Origin of the sequence: Spirillospora sp. CA-108201, assembly GCF_050936235.1 — a bacterium.
In the GTDB taxonomy this organism is placed as follows: domain Bacteria; phylum Actinomycetota; class Actinomycetes; order Streptosporangiales; family Streptosporangiaceae; genus Spirillospora.
Genome location: NZ_JBNJNE010000001.1, coordinates 3,384,419 through 3,402,594, shown reverse-complemented (window position 1 = coordinate 3,402,594; position 18,176 = coordinate 3,384,419). Strand labels below are relative to the sequence as shown.

The window sequence follows — 18,176 nt, the reverse complement described above, 5'->3', positions numbered from 1 at the left end:
TGGGCATGCTGGTGTGCGCCGCCGCCGTGACCGTGGCCCTCTGGGGCTCGGGTGGTCAGGAGCGCAGCCGCAGCCCGCGCGGCGTGGGATGGAAACCGGCCGACTCCAGCGCGGCGGCCAGCGGGGAGTCGCTGATCGCCTCACCGTCGGCGCGCTCCACGGTCAGCTTGCCGAGCGCCCCCTCCCGGACGGCCAGGGCGAGGGCGTCGACGGCGGGTTGCAGGACGCCGGGGTCGTCGTCCCAGGTGAGGAGCGTCCGCCCGCCGCGCTCGACGTAGAGGACCAGGCGCCCCTCGACCAGGACGACGAGCGCGCCCGCCTTGCGGCCCGGCTTGTGGCCGCTGGCGACCTCGTCGGCGCGTTCCGGCCAGGGCAGGGCCGCGCCGTACGGGTTGGCGGGATCGGCCGCCGCGAGGACGAGAGCGCGGACCCCCGGTCTGCGGGGCGTCTCCCACAGGGCGGAGATGTCGTCCGGTGCGGGGGCCGCCTCCGGGCGGAGCGCGCGGAGCCGGTCGACGGCCCCCGGCAGCGCGAACTGGGCGGCGCCCAGGCCTTCGACGAAGTAGCCCCGCCGGCAGCGCCCCGTCTCCTCGAACGCGCGCAGGACCGGGTACACGGCGGAGAACCCGCCGGGGGTGCGTTCGGCCGCGACGGCGCCGCGGATCACGATGCCGTACCGCTCCAGGAGGGCCTCGGCGAGGGCGTGCGAGCGCAGGGTGGCGGCGGACTCCCGCTCGGGGAGCGGCCACCAGCGTCCGGCGACGGTGGGCGGGCCCGTCCGGGACGGCAGGACGGGACGTCCGCGGCGCGTCGTCCGGGAGCGGTGCGTCGGCCGGCCGGATCCGAGCGCAGACCGCAGCGGGGCCAGCGTGTCGTTGGTGAGGTGGCCCGCCCAGACGAGGTCCCACACAGCGGTGACGAGGTCGGCGTCGTTGGCGGTGGCCTGCTCGTTCACACGGTCGGACAGCGTCCGGAAGAACAGCGCGCCCCCGTCGCCGAGGGCGTCGAGGACGGCCTGGTGCACGGGCGTCAACGTGATCTCCGCCGGGCCCGGCATGAGCAGCGGGGCGGTGTCGGCCAGGTACAGGGCCACCCAGCCGTCGCCGCCCGGGAGCCCTCCCTGGCCCGCCCACACGACCTCGCCGGCCGACGTCAGCTCGTCCAGCATGGCCGGGGTGTAGCCGGGCACCCTCGACGGCAGGACCAGCGACTCCAGCGCCGACGCGGGCACCGCCGCGCCCTGCAGCTGCTCGATCGCCTGGACGAGCGCGTCGATGCCCCGCAACCGCGACCCGCCCGAGATGCCGTGCCAGACCGGCAGGAACCGGCCGAGCGACTCCGGCGGGGACGGCTCGACCTCGGCGCGCAGCCGCGCCAGGGAACGGCGCCGCAGCATCCGCAGCACGCCGCTGTCGCACCACTCGGTCGTCAGCGGCCCCGCCACGGACCCGACCGGCAGGAACTCGCCCTCGACGACCCGGCCCGCTCCCGACAGTCGCCGCAGCGTCTCGGCGACCACGGCGACGCCCAGCCCGAAGCGCGCGGCGGCCCGCGCCGCGCGGAACGGCCCGTGCGTGCGCGCGTACCGCGAGACCAGGTCGCCGAGCGGGTCGTCGACCGGTTCGAGGAAGGCCTCGGGGACGCCCACCGGCAGCGGCGCGCCGAGCGCGTCCCGCAGCCGCCCGGCGTCCTCGATCGCGGCCCAGTGCTCCTCCCCGGCGATCCGGACGCGGATCGCCCGCCGTGTCGCCTCCAGCTCCGCCAGCCACCGCGACACCTGGACGAGCGTCTCGCCCGGGACGGTCTCGCCCGCCGGGGCGGCCTCGCCGTCACCGGCCGCGGCCACGCTCTCGTCCGGCCGGGCGCCGGCGCTCGCGGGCCGCGTGCGCTCGGCCGCCTCCGCCGTGCTGAGGGGGCCGAGCGCGCGGAGGAGGTCGGCGACGCCCTCCAGGTCGCGGGCGCGGCGGTCGGCGGCGAGGCGCTGGAGCTCGCGTTCGGTCTCGGCGACGGCGTCGGGATCGAGCAGCTCGCGCAGGTCGGCCTGGCCGAGCAGTTCGGCGAGGAGCGCCGAGTCGAGCGCGAGGGCCTGCGCCCGGCGCTCCGCGAGGGGCGAGTCGCCCTCGTACATGAACGCGCCGACGTAGTGGAACAGCAGGGAACGCGCGTAGGGGGACGGCTCGGAGGTCTCCACCTCCACCATGCGGACCTTGCGTCCGGACATGTCGCGCATGAGCTGCACCAGGCCCGGGACGTCGAACACGTCCTGAAGGCACTCGCGCATGGTCTCCAGCACGATCGGGAACGACGGGTACCTGCTCGCCACGGCCAGGAGCTGCGCGGCGCGCTGGCGCTGCTGCCACAGGGGCATGCGCTTGTCGGGACGGCGGCGGGGGAGCAGCAGCGAACGCGCCGCGCACTCGCGGAACCGGGCGGCGAACAGCGCCGAGCCGCCCAGCTCGTCGACGACGATGCGCTCGATGTCGTCGGCGTCGAAGACGGCCAGGTCGAGGCCGGGAGGCTCGTCCATGTCCGGGATGCGGATGACGATCCCGTCGTCGGCGTGCATGGCCTGCGCGTCGACGCCGTACCGTTCGCGCAGCCGGCCGGCTATGGCGAGCGCCCAGGGCGCGTGCACGCGCGCGCCCAGCGGCGAGTGGACGACCATGCGCCAGTCGCCGAGTTCGTCGCGGAACCGTTCGACGACCATCGTGCGGTCGTCGGGCACGTGCCCGGTGGCCTCACGCTGCTCGGTCAGGTAGGAGACGAGGTTGACGGAGGCCCAGTCGTCCAGGCCGGCCGAGGAGACGCGTGCCTGCGCCTCCTCCTGGGGCAGCGCGGCGAGCTCCCGGGTGAACGAGCCGAGCGCGCGGCCCAGTTCGGCCGGACGGCCCAGGGTGTCGCCGTGCCAGAACGGCAGCTTGCCGGGCTGGCCCGGGGCGGGGGAGACGAGCACGCGGTCGGGGGTGATGTCCTCGATCCGCCATGAGCTCGCACCGAGGACGAACACGTCCCCCACGCGCGACTCGTACACCATCTCCTCGTCGAGCTCGCCGACGCGCGACGCCTTCTCGCCGACGAGGAACACTCCGAACAGGCCGCGGTCCGGGATCGTCCCGCCGCTGGTCACGGCGAGCCGCTGGGCGCCCGGGCGGTCGCGCAGCACGCCGGTCACGCGGTCCCACACGAGGCGGGGGCGGAGCTCGCCGAACTCGTCGCTGGGGTAGCGCCCGGCGAGCATGTCCAGGGACGCCTCCAGTGCCGACCGGGGAAGCGTGGCGTAGGGGGCGGCGCGCTTGACGAGGGATTCGAGGTCGTCGACCGTCCACTCGTCCATGGAGACCATCGCGACGATCTGCTGCGCGAGGACGTCGAGAGGGTTGCGCGGGTACCGCAGCTCCTCGATCTCGCCGCCGCGCATGCGCTCGGCCACCACGGCCGTCTGCACGAGGTCGCCCCGGTACTTGGGGAAGATGACGCCCTTGGACACGGCGCCGACCTGGTGACCGGCCCGCCCGACCCTCTGGAGCCCGTTCGCGACCGACGGCGGCGACTCCACCTGGACGACCAGGTCGACCGCGCCCATGTCGATGCCCAGTTCGAGGCTGGACGTCGCCACGACCGCGGGCAGGCGGCCCTCCTTCAACGCGTTCTCGATACCGGCCCGCTCCTCCTTGGAGACGGAGCCGTGGTGCGCCCTGGCGATCTCCAGGGGCGCTCCCCTGGCCGCGCCCGCCTGGGCCATCGTGGCCGCGGGGGAGTGGTCCTCGGGCAGGGGCTCGCCGACGGCGCGTTCGTAGGCGAGCTCGTTCAGCCGCCCGCACAGCCTCTCGGCCAGGCGCCGGGAGTTGGCGAACACGAGCGTCGAGCGATGCGCCTGGATGAGGTCGAGCAGACGGTCTTCGACGTGGGGCCAGATGCTGCGCTGGCGGGGGTCGGGCGCCCCCGAGTCGTCGACGAACCGGCCGACCTCGCCCATGTCCTCCACCGGGACGACGATGTCGAGCTCGAACACCTTCTCCGAACGCGGCTGGACGACGGCGGCGGGCTTCGGCCCGCCCAGGAACGCCGCCACCTCGTCTGCGGGGCGCACCGTCGCCGACAGGCCGATGCGCTGGGCGGGGCGTTCGAGGAGCGCGTCCAGCCGTTCGAGGGACAGCGCGAGATGCGCGCCGCGCTTGGTGCCCGCCACGGCGTGCACCTCGTCGACGATGACGGTCTCCACCCCGCGCAGCGACTCGCGCGCCCGCGAGGTGAGGATCAGGAACAGCGACTCCGGTGTGGTGATCAGGATGTCGGGCGGCCTGACGGCCAGCCGGCGGCGCTCGTCGGCCGGCGTGTCGCCCGACCGCATCCCGACGCGGACGTCCGGTTCGGGCCGGCCGAGGCGCCGCGCCGCGTGGCGGATGCCCGCCAGCGGGGCGCGCAGGTTGCGCTCGACGTCCACGGCGAGGGCCTTCAGCGGCGACACGTACAGCACGCGGCAGCGGCGCAGCGCGTCGTCGGGGACGGCCTCGGTGCCGAGCCGGTCGAGGGACCAGAGGAAGGCCGCCAGGGTCTTGCCGGACCCGGTCGGCGCCACGACCAGCGTGTTGTCGCCGCCGGCGATGGACTCCCAGGCCCCGGCCTGCGCGGGGGTGGGTGCGGCGAACGCCCCGGTGAACCAGGCACGGGTCGCCGGGGAGAAGCGTTCGAGCACGTCACCGCCCATGGCGCCATACTGCCTCGCGCCTCGGACAGAATGCGCGGGCGTGGCGCGCGTCACACACGAAGGGGAGCCGTCCCTCCGTGAGGCTCTTGTAAGCAAGCGCTTGTATGGGCAAGGTGGAGCGGCAGGCCACTGCTCCGCATGGGAGTCGCGATGCCTTACGTCCTCCTCGTCATGGGCGTCCTGTTCGCCCTCACGGCCGCCAACGCGTACGCCCCGAGGCGCAGCCCCGTGCTGCTCGTGGCGAGCTTCTTCGCGGGCTGGCTCACGATCGAGCTGGCGCCGCACGTCCTGGTCGCCTGGGCCGCCGCCACGGCCCTGGCCGCGGCCTTCGGGGGACTGGACGGCTGGGCCGGCTGGACCGGGCTCGTCCTTGCGGTCCTCGGCATGGCGGGCGTCGCGGCCACCCTCGCGGCGTCCCGCCGGACGGTCGTCACCCTGCGCGACAGCGGCGCTCCCCTCGAACTGGACCCGGAGGGCGCACCGCGCTACCCGCTCGGGCACCTGATCGTCCCCCCGCTGTGCCTGGTCCCGCGCAGGGGCGTGCGGGTCGAACGCAACGTCGTGTTCCGGCAGGAGGGCCGCCTGCGCCTGAAACTGGACGTCTTCCGTCCCGCCGGCGAACGCGCCGACGGCGAGCTGCGCCCGGGGCTCATGCAGATCCACGGCGGGGCCTGGGTGATCGGAGACAAGCGGGAGCAAGGGCTGCCGCTGCTCAACCACATGGCCGTCCAGGGATGGGTCGGCTTCAACGTCAACTACCGGCTCAGCCCGCGTGCCACCTGGCCGGACCACCTGATCGACCTGAAACACTTCGTCGCCTGGTACAAGGAGCACGCCGAGGAGTACGGAGCGGACCCCGACTTCCTCTGCGTGACCGGTGGGTCGGCCGGCGGGCACCTCACCGCGATGGTGGCGCTGACGGCGAACGTCGCGGATTTCCAGCCGGGCTTCGAGGACGCCGACACCACCGTGCAGGGCGCGGTTCCGTTCTACGGCTTCTACAACTTCTTCGAGCCGGGCACGTTTCCTCGCCCGTTCGGTACCACCCGCCTGATGGAACGGATGGTGGTCAAGCAGCCCTTCGCGGAGAACCCGGACGTGTACGCGAAGGCGTCCCCGGTCACCTACCTCCGCGAAGACGCACCGCCCTTCTTCGTCATCCACGGCAGCCGCGACTCACTCATCCCCGTGGCCGAGGCCCGCCGGTTCGTCGAACGCCTCCGGGAGGTCTCGGACTCGCCCGTCCTCTACGCCGAGATGCAGGGCGCCCAGCACGGGTTCGACGTCTTCCCCTCCTACCGGACGGCCCGGGTCATCGAAGGCGTCGAGCGGTACCTGACGGGCCTGCACCGCCAGTACCGTCAGGGTCGCGCCCCAGGGGTCCCCGACGAGGTGACGCGGTCCTTGGGGGGACCGTCCGTCGGATAGCGTGGGTCACGTGCGGCTCACACTTTTCTGGGATCGGATGAACCAGCAGTTCGGCGAGCACTACGCCGAGAGCGTTGCCAAGGACTACGTCATGGCGGAACTGGACGGCCGCACCATAGAACAGGCCCTCGCCGACGGTGAATCCGCCAAGAGGGTCTGGCAGGCCGTCGTCGCGACCTTCGACGTCCCCGCGACCCTGCGCTAGGGAGAGCCCGCTACAGCGGGATCCGGTGCGGGACGAACGACGAGGTGTCGTCGGTGATGAGCCCGGACGTCTCCCTGATGCCGATCCCCGCGGCCCCGTCGTGCACCACCCACGCGCCGAGCACGGGATGCTCGCCGTCGAACTCCGGCAGCGCGCAGAACTCCTGGAAGACGAACCCCTCCGCGCCGTAGTCGCCTTGGGTCCGCTGTTCGGAGCCGTCCGGCGTGACGATGCGCATGCTCGCGCCCTCCCGCCCCAGCAGCGGCTTCTGCACGTAGGACGTCAGGTTCGACGGAGTGTTCAGGTAGGTGGGCAGCAGATTGGGGTGGCCCGGGAACAGTTCCCAGAGGAGGACGAGCAGCGCCTTGTTGGAGAGCACCATCTTCCAGATCGGCTCGATCCACGACGTGGGCGTCCCCGGGATGTCGCGCCCGAACGGCTCGGCGACGATCCACTCCCAGGGGTAGAGCTTGCAGAGCGTCCGGATCTCCCGCTCGTCGAGGTCGACGAACCGCCCGCGCGCCGCGTCCCAGCCGATCTCCTCCATGGCGATCGCCACACCCGGCAGGCCCGCCTCCTCGGCGGTCTCCTGCATGTAGGCGATCGTCATGACCTCCTCGCCGGTCTCGTCGCCGGTCGTCCAGGCGAAGTGGACGGGCCCGCCGTCCACGGCGGGCGCCATCTCCTTCCAGCGCGCCACGAACCGCTCGTGGATGGAGTTCCACTGGTCGTCCCCAGGGTGGGTGTCCTGCAGCCAGTACCACTGGACGACGGAGCTCTCCACGAGCGCGGTCGGCGTATCCGCGTTGTACTCCAGCAGCTTGGCGGGCCCCTGGCCGTCGTAGCGCAGATCGAACCGCCCGTACAGGTGCGGGTCGCCGCGCCGCCACGACTCCTCGATCAGGGGCGCCACCCAGTCGGGGATGCCGAGGACGTGGTAGCGGCCGGTGGACACGACGTGCTCCACCACGTCCAGGCACATCCGGTGCAGTTCCTCGACGACGCCTTCGAGGGCCAGTACCTCGTCCATCTCGAAGACGTAGTGCACGGACTCGTCCCAGTAGGGCCGGGTCAGATGCTCGGGGTGCGCGGTGCGGTGGAAGGCGAGGCCGTGCGCCTCGACCTTCTCCGCCCAGCCTTCACGCGGTGTGGAACGGACACGGCGCATGGGTCAGCTCCCGCCTCGACCGCCGCCGCCGAACCCGCCCCGGCTCAGCGTCCGCCCGCCACTCGACTTGATCTTCCCCTCGGGCCGGTACTGGCTGCCGCCCGACACGAAGCCGGACCGGCTCTTCCCGCCGTAGTACCAGAAGTAGCGGTTGTAGGCGTTGTTGGCCCCGTTGTCGATGTCGCCGGTGTTGCAGTTGTTCTCCGGGACGACCTTGTACCCGCCCTTGCCCTTGGCCGGCGCGTTGCGGTCCACGCATCTGGCCGTCGTCGAACTGGACCCGCAGGCGACGAGGGTCAGGGACAGGGCGCTCACCATCCCCACCTTCACGGCGCGGGAGCTGAGCCGGCGAGTGGGCTCCTGAGGGGGCAAGACAACACGTCCTTCTTGCGGAGGGATCAATCGGCAGCCGAGGGCCACAGGTCATGAGACGGTGAAAACCGTAATCCGGTTCGATCGCGCGCCGCATCACCCTGAAGAGACGCTATTCCGGCACGGGGAGGTGAGCGTAGAGGTCCATCGCGTCCACCGACGACGGCAGGTCGCTCACCTGGCCGTCGCCGACCTCCACGACGCGCCAGGCGCCGTCGCTGCGGCGGGCGAGGTCGGTGGTGATGAAGCGGCATCCCAGCGCGCGGACGGCGGGGGCCACCGAGGCCAGGTCCGGATCGAGCTCCACGCCGGGGCTGTCCGGGTGCGGGCCGACCAGCGCGGGTTCGCCGTCCACCCACCACACGCGCGCCTCGCCCGCCTCGTCGTACTGCTCGAACTCCCGCACGACGAGGCCTCCGGCCAGATGGTCGTCCCGCAGCGCGACCATCTTCGCCGCGATGTCGTGCAGTTGCGCGAGGTTCTTCACGTCGGGGACGAAGCACGCCTCCTCCCACTCGTGCTTGCACGACTTCACGTAGTCCTTGACCACGCCAGGGCCGGCGCGCAGCGGTCTGACGAGCTCGCCCAGCTCGCCGAGGGGGCCGGGATCCTGGCCGGTGCCGAGAGGGCGCCACACGCTGTGCGGGGTCAGCCCGGCGAACGTGTCGTGCCAGCCCGGCAGCTCGTGTGCGCGGCGGTAGTCGTCCGGGTGCGTCAGGAGCACCGTCCCGCGCCGTTTCAGGGCGGCGGCCATCGCGCCGTACTCCTCCGCCGACAGCATCCACCCGCGGTACCAGACCGGGCCGAGGTCGGAGGGCGCCGCGTCGACCGCGTCCTCGACGTCGCCGCGCCGCAGTGCGTCGTGGTCGATCAGGGCGGTCTCGCCGTAGTGGTCCCGCACGGCGGCCGCCTCGCGGGCGAAGTGGGGGTCAACGCGCCGGGGATGGAGCGGATCGACGCAGAAGAGGACGGTCAGCGTCATGATTGGAACCCTCCGTCAACTCCGCCAGGTTACGGGGTCGGGACCATCGATCGCACGAAGATTCCGCCGCAAATCGGCGCGCGGGACGATGATCGAACGGATGTTCGGTAAGCTGGCCGCGGCCCGCGGCGGCGTCATCGAACCGCGCCGGGGTCGAAAGTGTCGGTGGCCCGCCGTAACGTCGCCCTCGACATCGCAAGCAGCGGCCGAGAGCCGACACATCTCAACGAGAAGGACATCTCAATGGCAGCGAACGACCGGGAGAAGGCTCTCGAGACCGCACTCGCCCAGATCGAGCGGCAGTTCGGCAAGGGATCGGTCATGCGGATGGGCGAGGAGGCCCGCGCGCCCGTCGAGGTGATCCCCACCGGCGCGATCTCCCTCGACATCGCCCTCGGCATCGGCGGCCTGCCGCGCGGCCGCGTCGTCGAGGTGTACGGCCCCGAGGGCTCCGGCAAGACCTCCATCGCGCTCCACGCCGTCGCGAGCATCCAGAAGATGGGCGGCATCGCCGCCTTCGTCGACGCCGAGCACGCGCTCGACCCGGAGTACGCCGCCAAGCTCGGCGTCGACATCGACGCCCTGCTGGTCTCCCAGCCCGACACCGGCGAGCAGGCCCTGGAGATCACCGACATGCTGATCCGCTCCGGCGCGATCGACATCGTCGTCATCGACTCCGTCGCCGCGCTGGTGCCCCGCGCCGAGATCGAGGGCGAGATGGGCGACAGCCACGTCGGCCTCCAGGCCCGCCTCATGTCGCAGGCCCTGCGCAAGCTCACCGGCGCGATCAACCAGACCAAGACCACCGCCGTCTTCATCAACCAGCTCCGCGAGAAGGTCGGCGTCATGTTCGGCTCCCCGGAGACCACCACCGGCGGCCGCGCGCTGAAGTTCTACGCCTCCGTCCGCCTCGACGTCCGCCGCATCGAGACGCTGAAGGACGGCACCGAGGCCGTCGGCAACCGCGTCCGCGTCAAGGTCGTCAAGAACAAGATGGCCCCGCCGTTCCGCGTCGCCGACTTCGACCTCCTCTACGGCCTGGGCATCAGCCGCGAGGGCGGCCTGATCGACCTCGGCGTGGAGCACGGCTTCGTCCGCAAGTCCGGCGCCTGGTACACCTACGACGGCGACCAGCTCGGCCAGGGCAAGGAGAACGCCCGCAACTTCCTCAAGGCCAACCCCGACCTGGCCGACGGCATCGAGAAGAAGATCAAGGAGAAGCTCGGCATCGGCCCGAAGGTCGACAAGGAGGCCGAGCCCGCCGCCCCGGGCGCGGCGCCCGCGCCCGCCGCCCCCGCCCCGGTCAAGGCCCCCGCCGCGAAGCGAGGCGCCAAGGCCGCCAAGGCGGGCGATTCCTGACAAGGAATCCCCCGAGACGGGTGACTCTTGACGAAGAGTAGGCGATGATCTCGTATGCAGGGCGGCGGCGCCTTACCCGGCACCGCACGACCGGTGCCCGGATCTTCCCCGATGGCGCCGCCGCTCCCACGGCCCCGGCCGGCTCCGCGCGCCCCGGCCTCCCATGACGGCCGCGCGCGAGAGCGACCCGGAGGCGAGGGCCCGCGAGATCTGCCTGCGCCTCCTGGCCGCCTCCCCCCGCACGCGGGCCCAGTTGGCGGAGGCCCTGCACCGCAAGCACATCCCCGGCGACGTCGCCGAGCGCGTCCTCGGCCGCTTCACCGACGTCGGCCTCATCGACGACGAGGCCTTCGCCCAGGCGTGGGTCCAGTCCAGGCACACCGGCCGGGGCCTGGGCAAGCGGGCCCTGGCCGCCGAACTCCGCCGGCGCGGCGTGGCGAACGAGACCGTCAACGAGGCCGTGGAGACCCTGGACTCCGACCAGGAGGAGCAGACGGCCCGTGCCCTGGTGGCCCGCAAACTCCCGGCCACCCGCGGCGCCGACCCCACCAAACGCATGCGCCGCCTGGTCGGCATGCTCGCCCGCAAGGGCTACTCGCCCGCCCTTTCCTACCGAGTGGTGAAGGAAGCCCTCTCCGAAGAGGGCACCGACCCGGAAGACCTCCCCACCCCTCCCGACTAACCCACCCGAACCCATCCCCCCGACTGACCCACCCGAGCCGGCCATGTCCCGCCGGGGGGCCACGTGGCGTTGGGGTGAGGCGGGGGCGACACGCCGGGAGTGTGGGAGTCGGGGGCGGGGGGCCGGTCGGGATCGTGTGTCGGGCGGGGGTGATGGTGCAGGTCGGGACAGGGGGAGGGGGTCAGGGGAGGCGGTAAGGAAGGAGTCACGCCGACGTTCGGTTAGTCCGGAATGCCCGTCGTTTGCTTGCTCATTACCTCTGTGCCGCTTACCGTTGCGGCAGTGAGGAGTTACTCCGCGTCTCGCGGATTGCCATACGACTGAGCACGTTCCAGCAGCTGAGAGGCATAAAGGACAGGTTCGTCGACCGGATTCGGCCGGGGCGCGCGGCAGCGCCGTCCCGCGATGTCGTGCATCCGCGCGCGAGTGAATCCTCGCTAGGCAGGGCTCGTACTCCCGGACGGGCTCGCGGCGAGGAAGGATCTGTGTCTCATGGAGAGCGTCCTGCTGGGTGCAGCGCTGCTGGTGACCCTGGTCGCTCTCGTGATCATTCTGGTGCGGCGTCCCGGCACGCCGGGCAAGGCCGCGGCCGAGATGGCCCGGGCGCAGGGCGACGCCGACGAGATCAGGACGAAGGCCGCGCAGGACGCGCGGGCCGTCCTGGAGAAGGCCGAGCGGGAGGCGCAGCAGGCCGCCGCCGCCGGGCGCGCGGAGCTCGACGAGGAGGGCCGGACCCAGCGGGACGACCTCCGCACCGTCCGGGAGGACCTGGAGCGCCGGGAGGCGCGCCTCGCGGAGCGTGAGCAGCGGCTGGACGCCGAGGTGCGCCGGCTGGAGGAGTGGCAGGGGCGGCTCGCCGAGAGCGGGAAGGCGCTGGAGGCCCGCGGGCGGGAGCTCGACGACGTCGCCGAGGAGCGGCGCAAGGTCCTGGAGCAGACGGCCGGGCTGACCGCCGAGCAGGCCAAGGGCGAACTCGTCGCGGCGATCGAGAACCAGGCCAAGCGGGAGTCCATCCCCATCGTGCGGGAGATCGAGAACGCGGCGAAGGCGGAGGGCGACAAGCGCGCCCGCAAGATCGTGACGCTGGCGATCCAGCGGGTCGCCAGCGAGCAGACGGCCGAGTCGGTGGTGTCGGTCCTGCACCTGCCGAGCGACGAGATGAAGGGCCGCATCATCGGCCGCGAGGGGCGCAACATCCGCGCCTTCGAGACGACCACCGGCGTGAACCTCATCATCGACGACACGCCGGAGGCGGTGCTTCTGAGCTGCTTCGACCCGGTGCGGCGCGAGGTCGGGCGGCTGACGCTGGAGAAGCTCGTCCTGGACGGCCGGATCCACCCCCAGCGGATCGAGGAGATCTACGAGCGCAGCCGCAGCGACGTCGAGCAGCTGTGCGTCCGCGCCGGCGAGGACGCCCTGGTCGAGGTCGGCATCGCCGACATGCACCCGGAGCTGATCGCGCTGCTCGGCCAGCTGCGGTACCGGACGTCCTACGGGCAGAACGTGCTCAAGCACCTGATCGAGTCGGCGCACATCGCGGGCATCATGGCGGGCGAGCTGCGGCTGCCGGTGGAGGTCGCCAAGCGGTGCACGCTGCTGCACGACATCGGCAAGGCGCTGACGCACGAGGTGGAGGGCAGCCACGCCCTGATCGGCGCCGAGATCGCCCGCCGCTACGGCGAGCACGAGGACGTCGTCCACGCGATCGAGGCGCACCACAACGAGGTCGAGGTCCGGACCGTGGAGGCCGTGCTCACCCAGGCCGCCGACGCGGTGAGCGGCAGCCGGCCGGGGGCTCGCCGCGAGTCGCTGGAGGCCTACGTCAAGCGGCTGGAGCGGCTGGAGGAGATCGCCCGCGACCGGCACGAGGGCGTGGAGAAGGTCTTCGCGATGCAGGCGGGCCGCGAGATCCGGGTGATGGTGAAGCCCGACGCGGTCGACGACATCCAGGCGCAGGTGATCGCTCGCGACATCGCCAAGCAGGTCGAGGACGAGCTGACCTATCCCGGCCAGATCCGGGTCACCGTCGTCCGGGAGTCCCGGGCGATCGAGTTCGCCCGCTGACCGGCGAGGACCGAGCGACCGGGCGGTTTGTTGGGGTTCGGGGGAAATTAAGCGGCTGGTCTGGTGTTCGCAAGCTCCCGCGGTGATGATCAAGTCATTTCCAGGCGGGAGGATCGCGTGAACAGGATCGCCATGATCGGGGGCGGGGCCGTGCTGGCCGCCGCCGTCGCCTTCGCGGGCAGCGCCCACGCCGCGCCGCAGGCAGCGGGGAAGCGGACGCACGTCGTGGTCGTCGGGCACCGCGGGTCGCCGGGGCAGGCTCCCGAGGAGACGCTCGCGTCCTACCGCGACGGGGTCCGCGACCGGGCGGACGTGCTGGAAGGCGACGTGCAGCTCACGTCCGACAAGCAGATCGTGCTCCTGCACGACGACACGCTCGCCCGGACCACCGATGTGGAGCAGGTCTACCCCGACCGGGCGCCGTGGAGGGTGGGCCAGTTCACCCTGGCCGAGATCAAGAAGCTGGACGCCGGGTCCTGGTTCGACGCCCGGTACGCGGGCCAGCGGGTCCCCACGCTGAAGGAGCTGATCGCCGTCCGGGGCGGTGAGACCGGGCTCAGCCTTGAGCTGAAGGCGCCCGCCAACAGCCCCGGGATCGCCACGCTGCTCGCCGAGGAGCTGAACGCGGCGCGGCTCACCGACGGCAGGACGCTCAGGTCCGGGGCCTACCGGGTGCAGGTCCACTCGCGCGACCAGGCGGCGCTCAGGGAGTTCCACGCGTCCGCGCCCAAGGTGCAGCTCTCCTACCTGACCGGCGGGGCGATGCTCTCCGACGACGAGCTGGCCGGGCTGGCGGGCTGGACGGTCAGCGTGTACGCGCACCCGAGGGCCACCAGTGCCGACGACGTCAGGCGTGCGCACGCCAAGGGGCTGAAGGTGTTCAGCGACCCGGTGGACAGCCCGGCCGAGGTCTCCATGGGGGCGAACCAGGGCTACGACTGGCTCGCGACGAACTTCCCCGCCACGACGCGGCGGATCCTGGACGGGAGGACGCCGTTCCCCGGCGCGAACGGCGTCGTGGTCGACAGCGTCTTCCCCGACCCGAGCGGCGACGACGCCCAGCCGGAGAAGAGCGAGCACGTGGTGCTGCGCAACACGACGTCAAGGCCGGTCGACGTGAGCGGCGGCTACCTGCGCGACCAGGCGAGCAACCTGATGCGGATCGGCTCCGGGTACGTGATCCCGCCCGGCAGCCTGCTGCGCGTCCACGTCGGCCCCGGCATGAACCGGCCCGACGCGTACTACAACGGCCTGACGGTCGGCTTCCTGAACAACACCGCGGGCGACACGGTGTCGTTCTTCCGGGCCGACCACACGCTGCTGGACATCTCCTCCTACATCGTCCCCTGATCAGCCGATCGTGAGGTCGACGGGTTCGACGCCCCGCGGCTCGAACCCGAGGGTCTGGCCGTAGAACGCCAGCTCCGCCTCCAGGCAGCGGATGACCGTGTCGGCCTTGCGGAAGCCGTGCGACTCGCCCTCGAAGGTGAGGTAGGCGTACGGCATCTTCTTCTCGGCCAGCGCCCGCGCGAACCGCTCGGACTGGTCCGGCGGCACGATGGGGTCGCTCAGCCCCTGCAGGAGCAGGACGGGGCAGGCCGTCCGGTCGGCGCGGTTGATCGGGGAGCGCTCCTCGTAGGCGCGCTCGAATCCGGGGAGGGGGCCGATGAGGCCGAACAGGTAGTGGGACTCGAAGTCGTGGGTGCTCTCGGCGAAGCGCTGCAGGTCGCTGATCCCGAAGTAGGACGTGGCGGCCTTGAACACGTCGGTCTGCGTGACCGCCGCGAGCGTCGTCCAGCCCCCGGCGGAGCCGCCGCGGATCGCCAGCCGGGCCGGGTCGGCGACGCCGCCGTCGACCAGGGCGCGGGCGGCGGCGACGGCGTCCTCGACGTCGACCACGCCCCACTGGCGGCGCAGCCGCTCCCGGTAGGCGCGGCCGTAGCCGGCCGACCCGCCGTAGTTCACGTCGATCACGCCGATGCCGCGGCTGGTGAAGTACGCGCGCTCCATGTCGAGCACCGTGGACACCCGCCCGGTGGGCCCGCCGTGCACGAACACCACGTAGGGCGGCAGCTCGTCGTCGGGTCCGGCCGCCTCCGGGTTGGTCGGCGGGAACACGTAGGCGTGGACGGGACGCCCGAACGGCCCCTCCAGGCGCTCGGCGCGCGGCCTGGACAGGTACGCGACGTCGGGCAGCTCGGCCCGCTCGCGGCGCAGCGCCTCGACGCGCCCGGTCGTGGTGTCGACCCGCACCACCGAGGCCGGCAGGTCCGGGCCGCCGGCGATCCCCACGATCGTCGTGCCGTCCGTGGACAGCTGCGGCGCCCAGTGCTCGTAGGGGACCTCCAGGTCGACGAGGTCGAGGGTCTCGGGGTCGTAGACGCCGAGCCGCATGTCGCCCTCGCCGTGCAGGACGGCGAGGCGCCCGTCGCCGAGCAGCGCGTACGGCATGCCGCCGAGCTGCCACAGCGGCGCGGCGAACTCCTCCTCGGCCGGGTACTCCGCCTGCGCGGACTCCCCGTGCAGGCCGACCTGGTAGATGTTCCACCAGCCGGGCCAGTCGGAGATCACGTAGAGGGACTCGTCGTCGCGCCAGAGCGGCGCCAGGGCCGACTCGGTGAGGCCGCCCTTGACGGTGCGGGGGGCGACCACCGCGCCGTCCTCGATCACCGCGACGCGCACCTCGGTGCCGTCCCACGGCATGCGGGGGTGGTTCCACTGGACCCACGCCAGGTGCCCCCCGCCGGGGGACGGCACCGGACCGGCGTAGAACTGCGCGCCCGACACCAGCTCGCGGATCGCGCCGGCGTCCCCGGCGGCGCTGCCGTCCAGCGGGACGGCGACGATGGCGCGCCGGATGCCCGTGACGGGCTGCTCGTCCGCGCTCTGCTCACCCTCGGCGGCCGCCGGCTCGGCGATGTGGCCCTCGCAGACGCACCAGACCTCCGTCCCGTCCGGGGACAGCACGTAGTCGGCGTACCGCAGCCCCGCCGGGACGGCCGGCTCGGGCGTCAGCGGGTACGGCTTCGGGTCGCCCTCGTCGAGGCGGTGCAGCCGCTGGTCCTCGTAGTTGGAGAACACGACCGACCAGCCCGCGCCCGTGCGGATCGGCAGGTAGGACCGCCCGCCGTACTCGTGGACGCGGGTGCGCGCGTCCCACGGCGCCTGGAGCAGCTCGGTGCGATGACCGTCCTTCAGATGGATGACCGTGGCCCGTCCGCCCTCCTCGGGCCGCGTCTCCTGCCACCACACGTCGTCGCCCACGACGCTGGGGAAGCTGAGGCGCAGCCGGGCGCGGGCGACATCGGCCGCAGAGATGGGTGAAGGCCATGAGCCGTAGGGAAGGGTCGCACGAGCGGTCATAACAGGAATCGTCCCGCATACGGGGATCGGTTGGGGCCATGACGGGCCGTTTGAGCTCGGAAAGATACAAGCTCTTCCCCTGGAAACCCGCCGGTAACACCGGGGTTCGCCCGTCCCGCGGACGGCGAAGGGCGCCGCCGGTGACCGGCGGCGCCCTTCGCGGACGGGCGGACCGTCAGACGGTCTGCTGGGTCACCCCGACCCCGGCGACGGGGGCCGGGCCGCCCGAGCCCATCGTCTTGGCCTCGGTCTTGCGGCTGCGGCGGCTGCGCCCCTCCAGCCAGGTGGCCACGCGGCTCAGCGACATGTTGATCGCGATGTAGATGACCGCGACGACGATGCCCGCCTGCAGCACGTTGTTGCTGTAGTTCGCCGGCACCTGCTTGAAGCCGGCCTGCAGGAACTCGCCGTAAGCGATGATGAACCCGAGGGCGGTGTCCTTGAGCAGGACGACGATCTGGCTCACGATCGCCGGCATCATCACCGTGATGGCCTGCGGCAGCAGCACCAGCCGCATGACGCCGTTCTTGCGGAGGCCGATGGAGTAGGCGGCCTCCGACTGCCCCTTCGGGATCGACAGGACGCCCGCGCGCACCACCTCGGCGAGCACGGAGCCGTTGTACATCGTCAGGCCGAACACGACCGCGGCGAACGCGGGCACGGTGACCGTCCCGGCGTTGATCTCCACCCCGAAGATCGAGAAGAAGTAGTCCACCGAGAAGCGCTGCAGGGTGCCGAACTGGGACTCGGCGATCGCCGGGCTGATCTTGTTCGGGACGAAGAACGCCAGGAAGATCAGGATCAGCAGGGGGATGCCGCGGAAGAACTCGACCACGGCGCCGGCCGGGACGCGGACCCACCAGTGGTCCGACAGCCGCGCCAGCCCGAACACGATGCCGAACAGCAGGGCCAGCACCGTGGCGACGGCGGCGGCCTTCAGCGTGTTGATCAGGCCGGGCAGGAGCAGGTGCCTCCACACCGTCCACTTCAGGAACGGCGTCCAGAGCTTCTCCTCGAACTGCCCCTTGTCGCCGAGGCGCCAGAGCAGCGCGGCCAGGACGGCGGCGAACACGATCGACACGACGGCGGTCAGCACCGCGTTGCGCGCCCGGGCCCGGGGGCCGGGGATGTCGAAGAGAACGGTCGCTTCCTTGCTCATCGCGCCACCGCCATCCGCTTGGCGAGCCAGCCGAAGAAGTATCCGGTCGGCAGGGTGAGGATCAGGAAGCCGATCGACACGCCGATGAACAGGGGGATGACCCCGTTGGCGAACGTGGGCTTGTCGATGATGGTCTTGGTGACCAGCGCGACCTCGGCGTAGCTGGCGGCCGCGGCCACCGTCGTGTTCTTGATCATCGCGATCAGCACGCTGCCCAGCGGTGCGATGATCGCCCGGAACGCCTGCGGCAGGATGATCATGCGCAGCGACTGCGTGAAGCTCAGCCCGATCGAACGCGCCGCCTCCGCCTGCCCCAGGGGGACGGTGTTGATGCCGGAGCGCAGGGTCTCGCAGACGAAGGCCCCGGTGTAGGCCGACAGGCCGAGGACCGCCCACCAGTAGTAGGTCGTCGAGGAGTTGTCAGAGAACTTCAGCGCGAGGATGTCGTTCAGGCCCAGGCTGCACATCAGCAGCACCAGGGTGAGCGGCGTGTTGCGCACGACATTGACGTAGCCCGTGCCGAAGGCGCGCAGCACCGGAACCGGAGAGACCCGGAAGCTCGCCAGGAAGGTCCCGATGATCAGGGAGAGCACCGCCGCGGCGGCCGCGAGGCGCAGGGTCGCCCAGAATCCTTGGAGGATCTCGTCGAAGTTGTCGAAGAACGGGCTGAAGTCAAACATTGCTCA

13 protein-coding genes are annotated in these 18,176 nt (G+C 72.0%); 6 read left to right on the top strand and 7 right to left on the bottom strand.

The window, feature by feature from the left end; all coding sequences use genetic code 11:
• Positions 1-55: 55 nt before the first annotated feature.
• Entirely contained in the window at positions 56-4,708 is a 4,653-nt protein-coding gene (locus tag ACQEU6_RS16520) for an Lhr family helicase (protein WP_499332892.1), read from the bottom strand.
• Between the two features lie 150 nt (positions 4,709-4,858).
• Between ACQEU6_RS16520 and ACQEU6_RS16515 the strand changes: the two genes are divergently transcribed.
• The gene (locus tag ACQEU6_RS16515; RefSeq protein WP_499332891.1) at positions 4,859-6,136 is read left to right on the top strand and encodes an alpha/beta hydrolase fold domain-containing protein; all 1,278 of its coding nucleotides are present in this window, start codon (positions 4,859-4,861) and stop codon (positions 6,134-6,136) included.
• A 10-nt stretch (positions 6,137-6,146) separates the two neighbouring features.
• Complete coding sequence (locus ACQEU6_RS16510) at positions 6,147-6,341, top strand: DUF3046 domain-containing protein (RefSeq protein WP_499332889.1); 195 nt, start codon at positions 6,147-6,149, stop codon at positions 6,339-6,341.
• A gap of 10 nt (positions 6,342-6,351) precedes the next feature.
• Here ACQEU6_RS16510 and ACQEU6_RS16505 read toward each other — a convergent pair whose 3' ends face one another.
• The 3 genes from ACQEU6_RS16505 to ACQEU6_RS16495 form a co-directional block, all read right to left on the bottom strand.
• Entirely contained in the window at positions 6,352-7,509 is a 1,158-nt protein-coding gene (locus tag ACQEU6_RS16505; RefSeq protein WP_499332887.1) for a glutathionylspermidine synthase family protein, read from the bottom strand.
• A gap of 3 nt (positions 7,510-7,512) precedes the next feature.
• Positions 7,513-7,827 carry a hypothetical protein gene (locus tag ACQEU6_RS16500; protein ID WP_499332886.1) on the bottom strand — a complete coding sequence of 105 codons (315 nt, stop codon included), beginning with the start codon at positions 7,825-7,827 and terminating at the stop codon, positions 7,513-7,515.
• 166 nt (positions 7,828-7,993) lie between these two features.
• Complete coding sequence (locus ACQEU6_RS16495; protein WP_499332885.1) at positions 7,994-8,863, bottom strand: ATP-grasp domain-containing protein; 870 nt, start codon at positions 8,861-8,863, stop codon at positions 7,994-7,996.
• Between the two features lie 243 nt (positions 8,864-9,106).
• Between ACQEU6_RS16495 and recA the strand changes: the two genes are divergently transcribed.
• From recA to ACQEU6_RS16475, 4 genes are all read left to right on the top strand, one after another.
• A complete protein-coding gene (gene recA, locus ACQEU6_RS16490; protein ID WP_499332884.1) occupies positions 9,107-10,222 on the top strand; it encodes a recombinase RecA in 1,116 nt (371 codons plus the stop codon).
• A gap of 163 nt (positions 10,223-10,385) precedes the next feature.
• Positions 10,386-10,904 carry a regulatory protein RecX gene (locus ACQEU6_RS16485; RefSeq protein ID WP_499332883.1) on the top strand — a complete coding sequence of 173 codons (519 nt, stop codon included), beginning with the start codon at positions 10,386-10,388 and terminating at the stop codon, positions 10,902-10,904.
• Positions 10,905-11,396: 492 nt separating this feature from the next.
• On the top strand, positions 11,397-12,968 hold the full coding sequence (rny, locus tag ACQEU6_RS16480; RefSeq protein WP_499332880.1) for a ribonuclease Y: 1,572 nt from the start codon (positions 11,397-11,399) through the stop codon (positions 12,966-12,968).
• A 117-nt stretch (positions 12,969-13,085) separates the two neighbouring features.
• On the top strand, positions 13,086-14,318 hold the full coding sequence (locus ACQEU6_RS16475) for a glycerophosphodiester phosphodiesterase family protein (protein ID WP_499332879.1): 1,233 nt from the start codon (positions 13,086-13,088) through the stop codon (positions 14,316-14,318).
• Here ACQEU6_RS16475 and ACQEU6_RS16470 read toward each other — a convergent pair whose 3' ends face one another.
• The 3 genes from ACQEU6_RS16470 to ACQEU6_RS16460 form a co-directional block, all read right to left on the bottom strand.
• Positions 14,319-16,331: an alpha/beta hydrolase family protein gene (locus ACQEU6_RS16470; RefSeq protein WP_499332877.1), complete on the bottom strand. Its 2,013-nt coding sequence runs from the start codon at positions 16,329-16,331 to the stop codon at positions 14,319-14,321. It abuts the gene before it with no gap.
• Between the two features lie 175 nt (positions 16,332-16,506).
• The gene (locus tag ACQEU6_RS16465) at positions 16,507-17,490 is read right to left on the bottom strand and encodes an amino acid ABC transporter permease (RefSeq protein ID WP_499332876.1); all 984 of its coding nucleotides are present in this window, start codon (positions 17,488-17,490) and stop codon (positions 16,507-16,509) included.
• Positions 17,487-18,170, bottom strand: coding sequence for an amino acid ABC transporter permease (locus ACQEU6_RS16460; protein WP_499332875.1), 684 nt, complete (start codon positions 18,168-18,170; stop codon positions 17,487-17,489). The genes ACQEU6_RS16465 and ACQEU6_RS16460 overlap by 4 nt, the downstream gene beginning before the upstream one ends.
• Between the last annotated feature and the right edge of the window lie 6 nt (positions 18,171-18,176).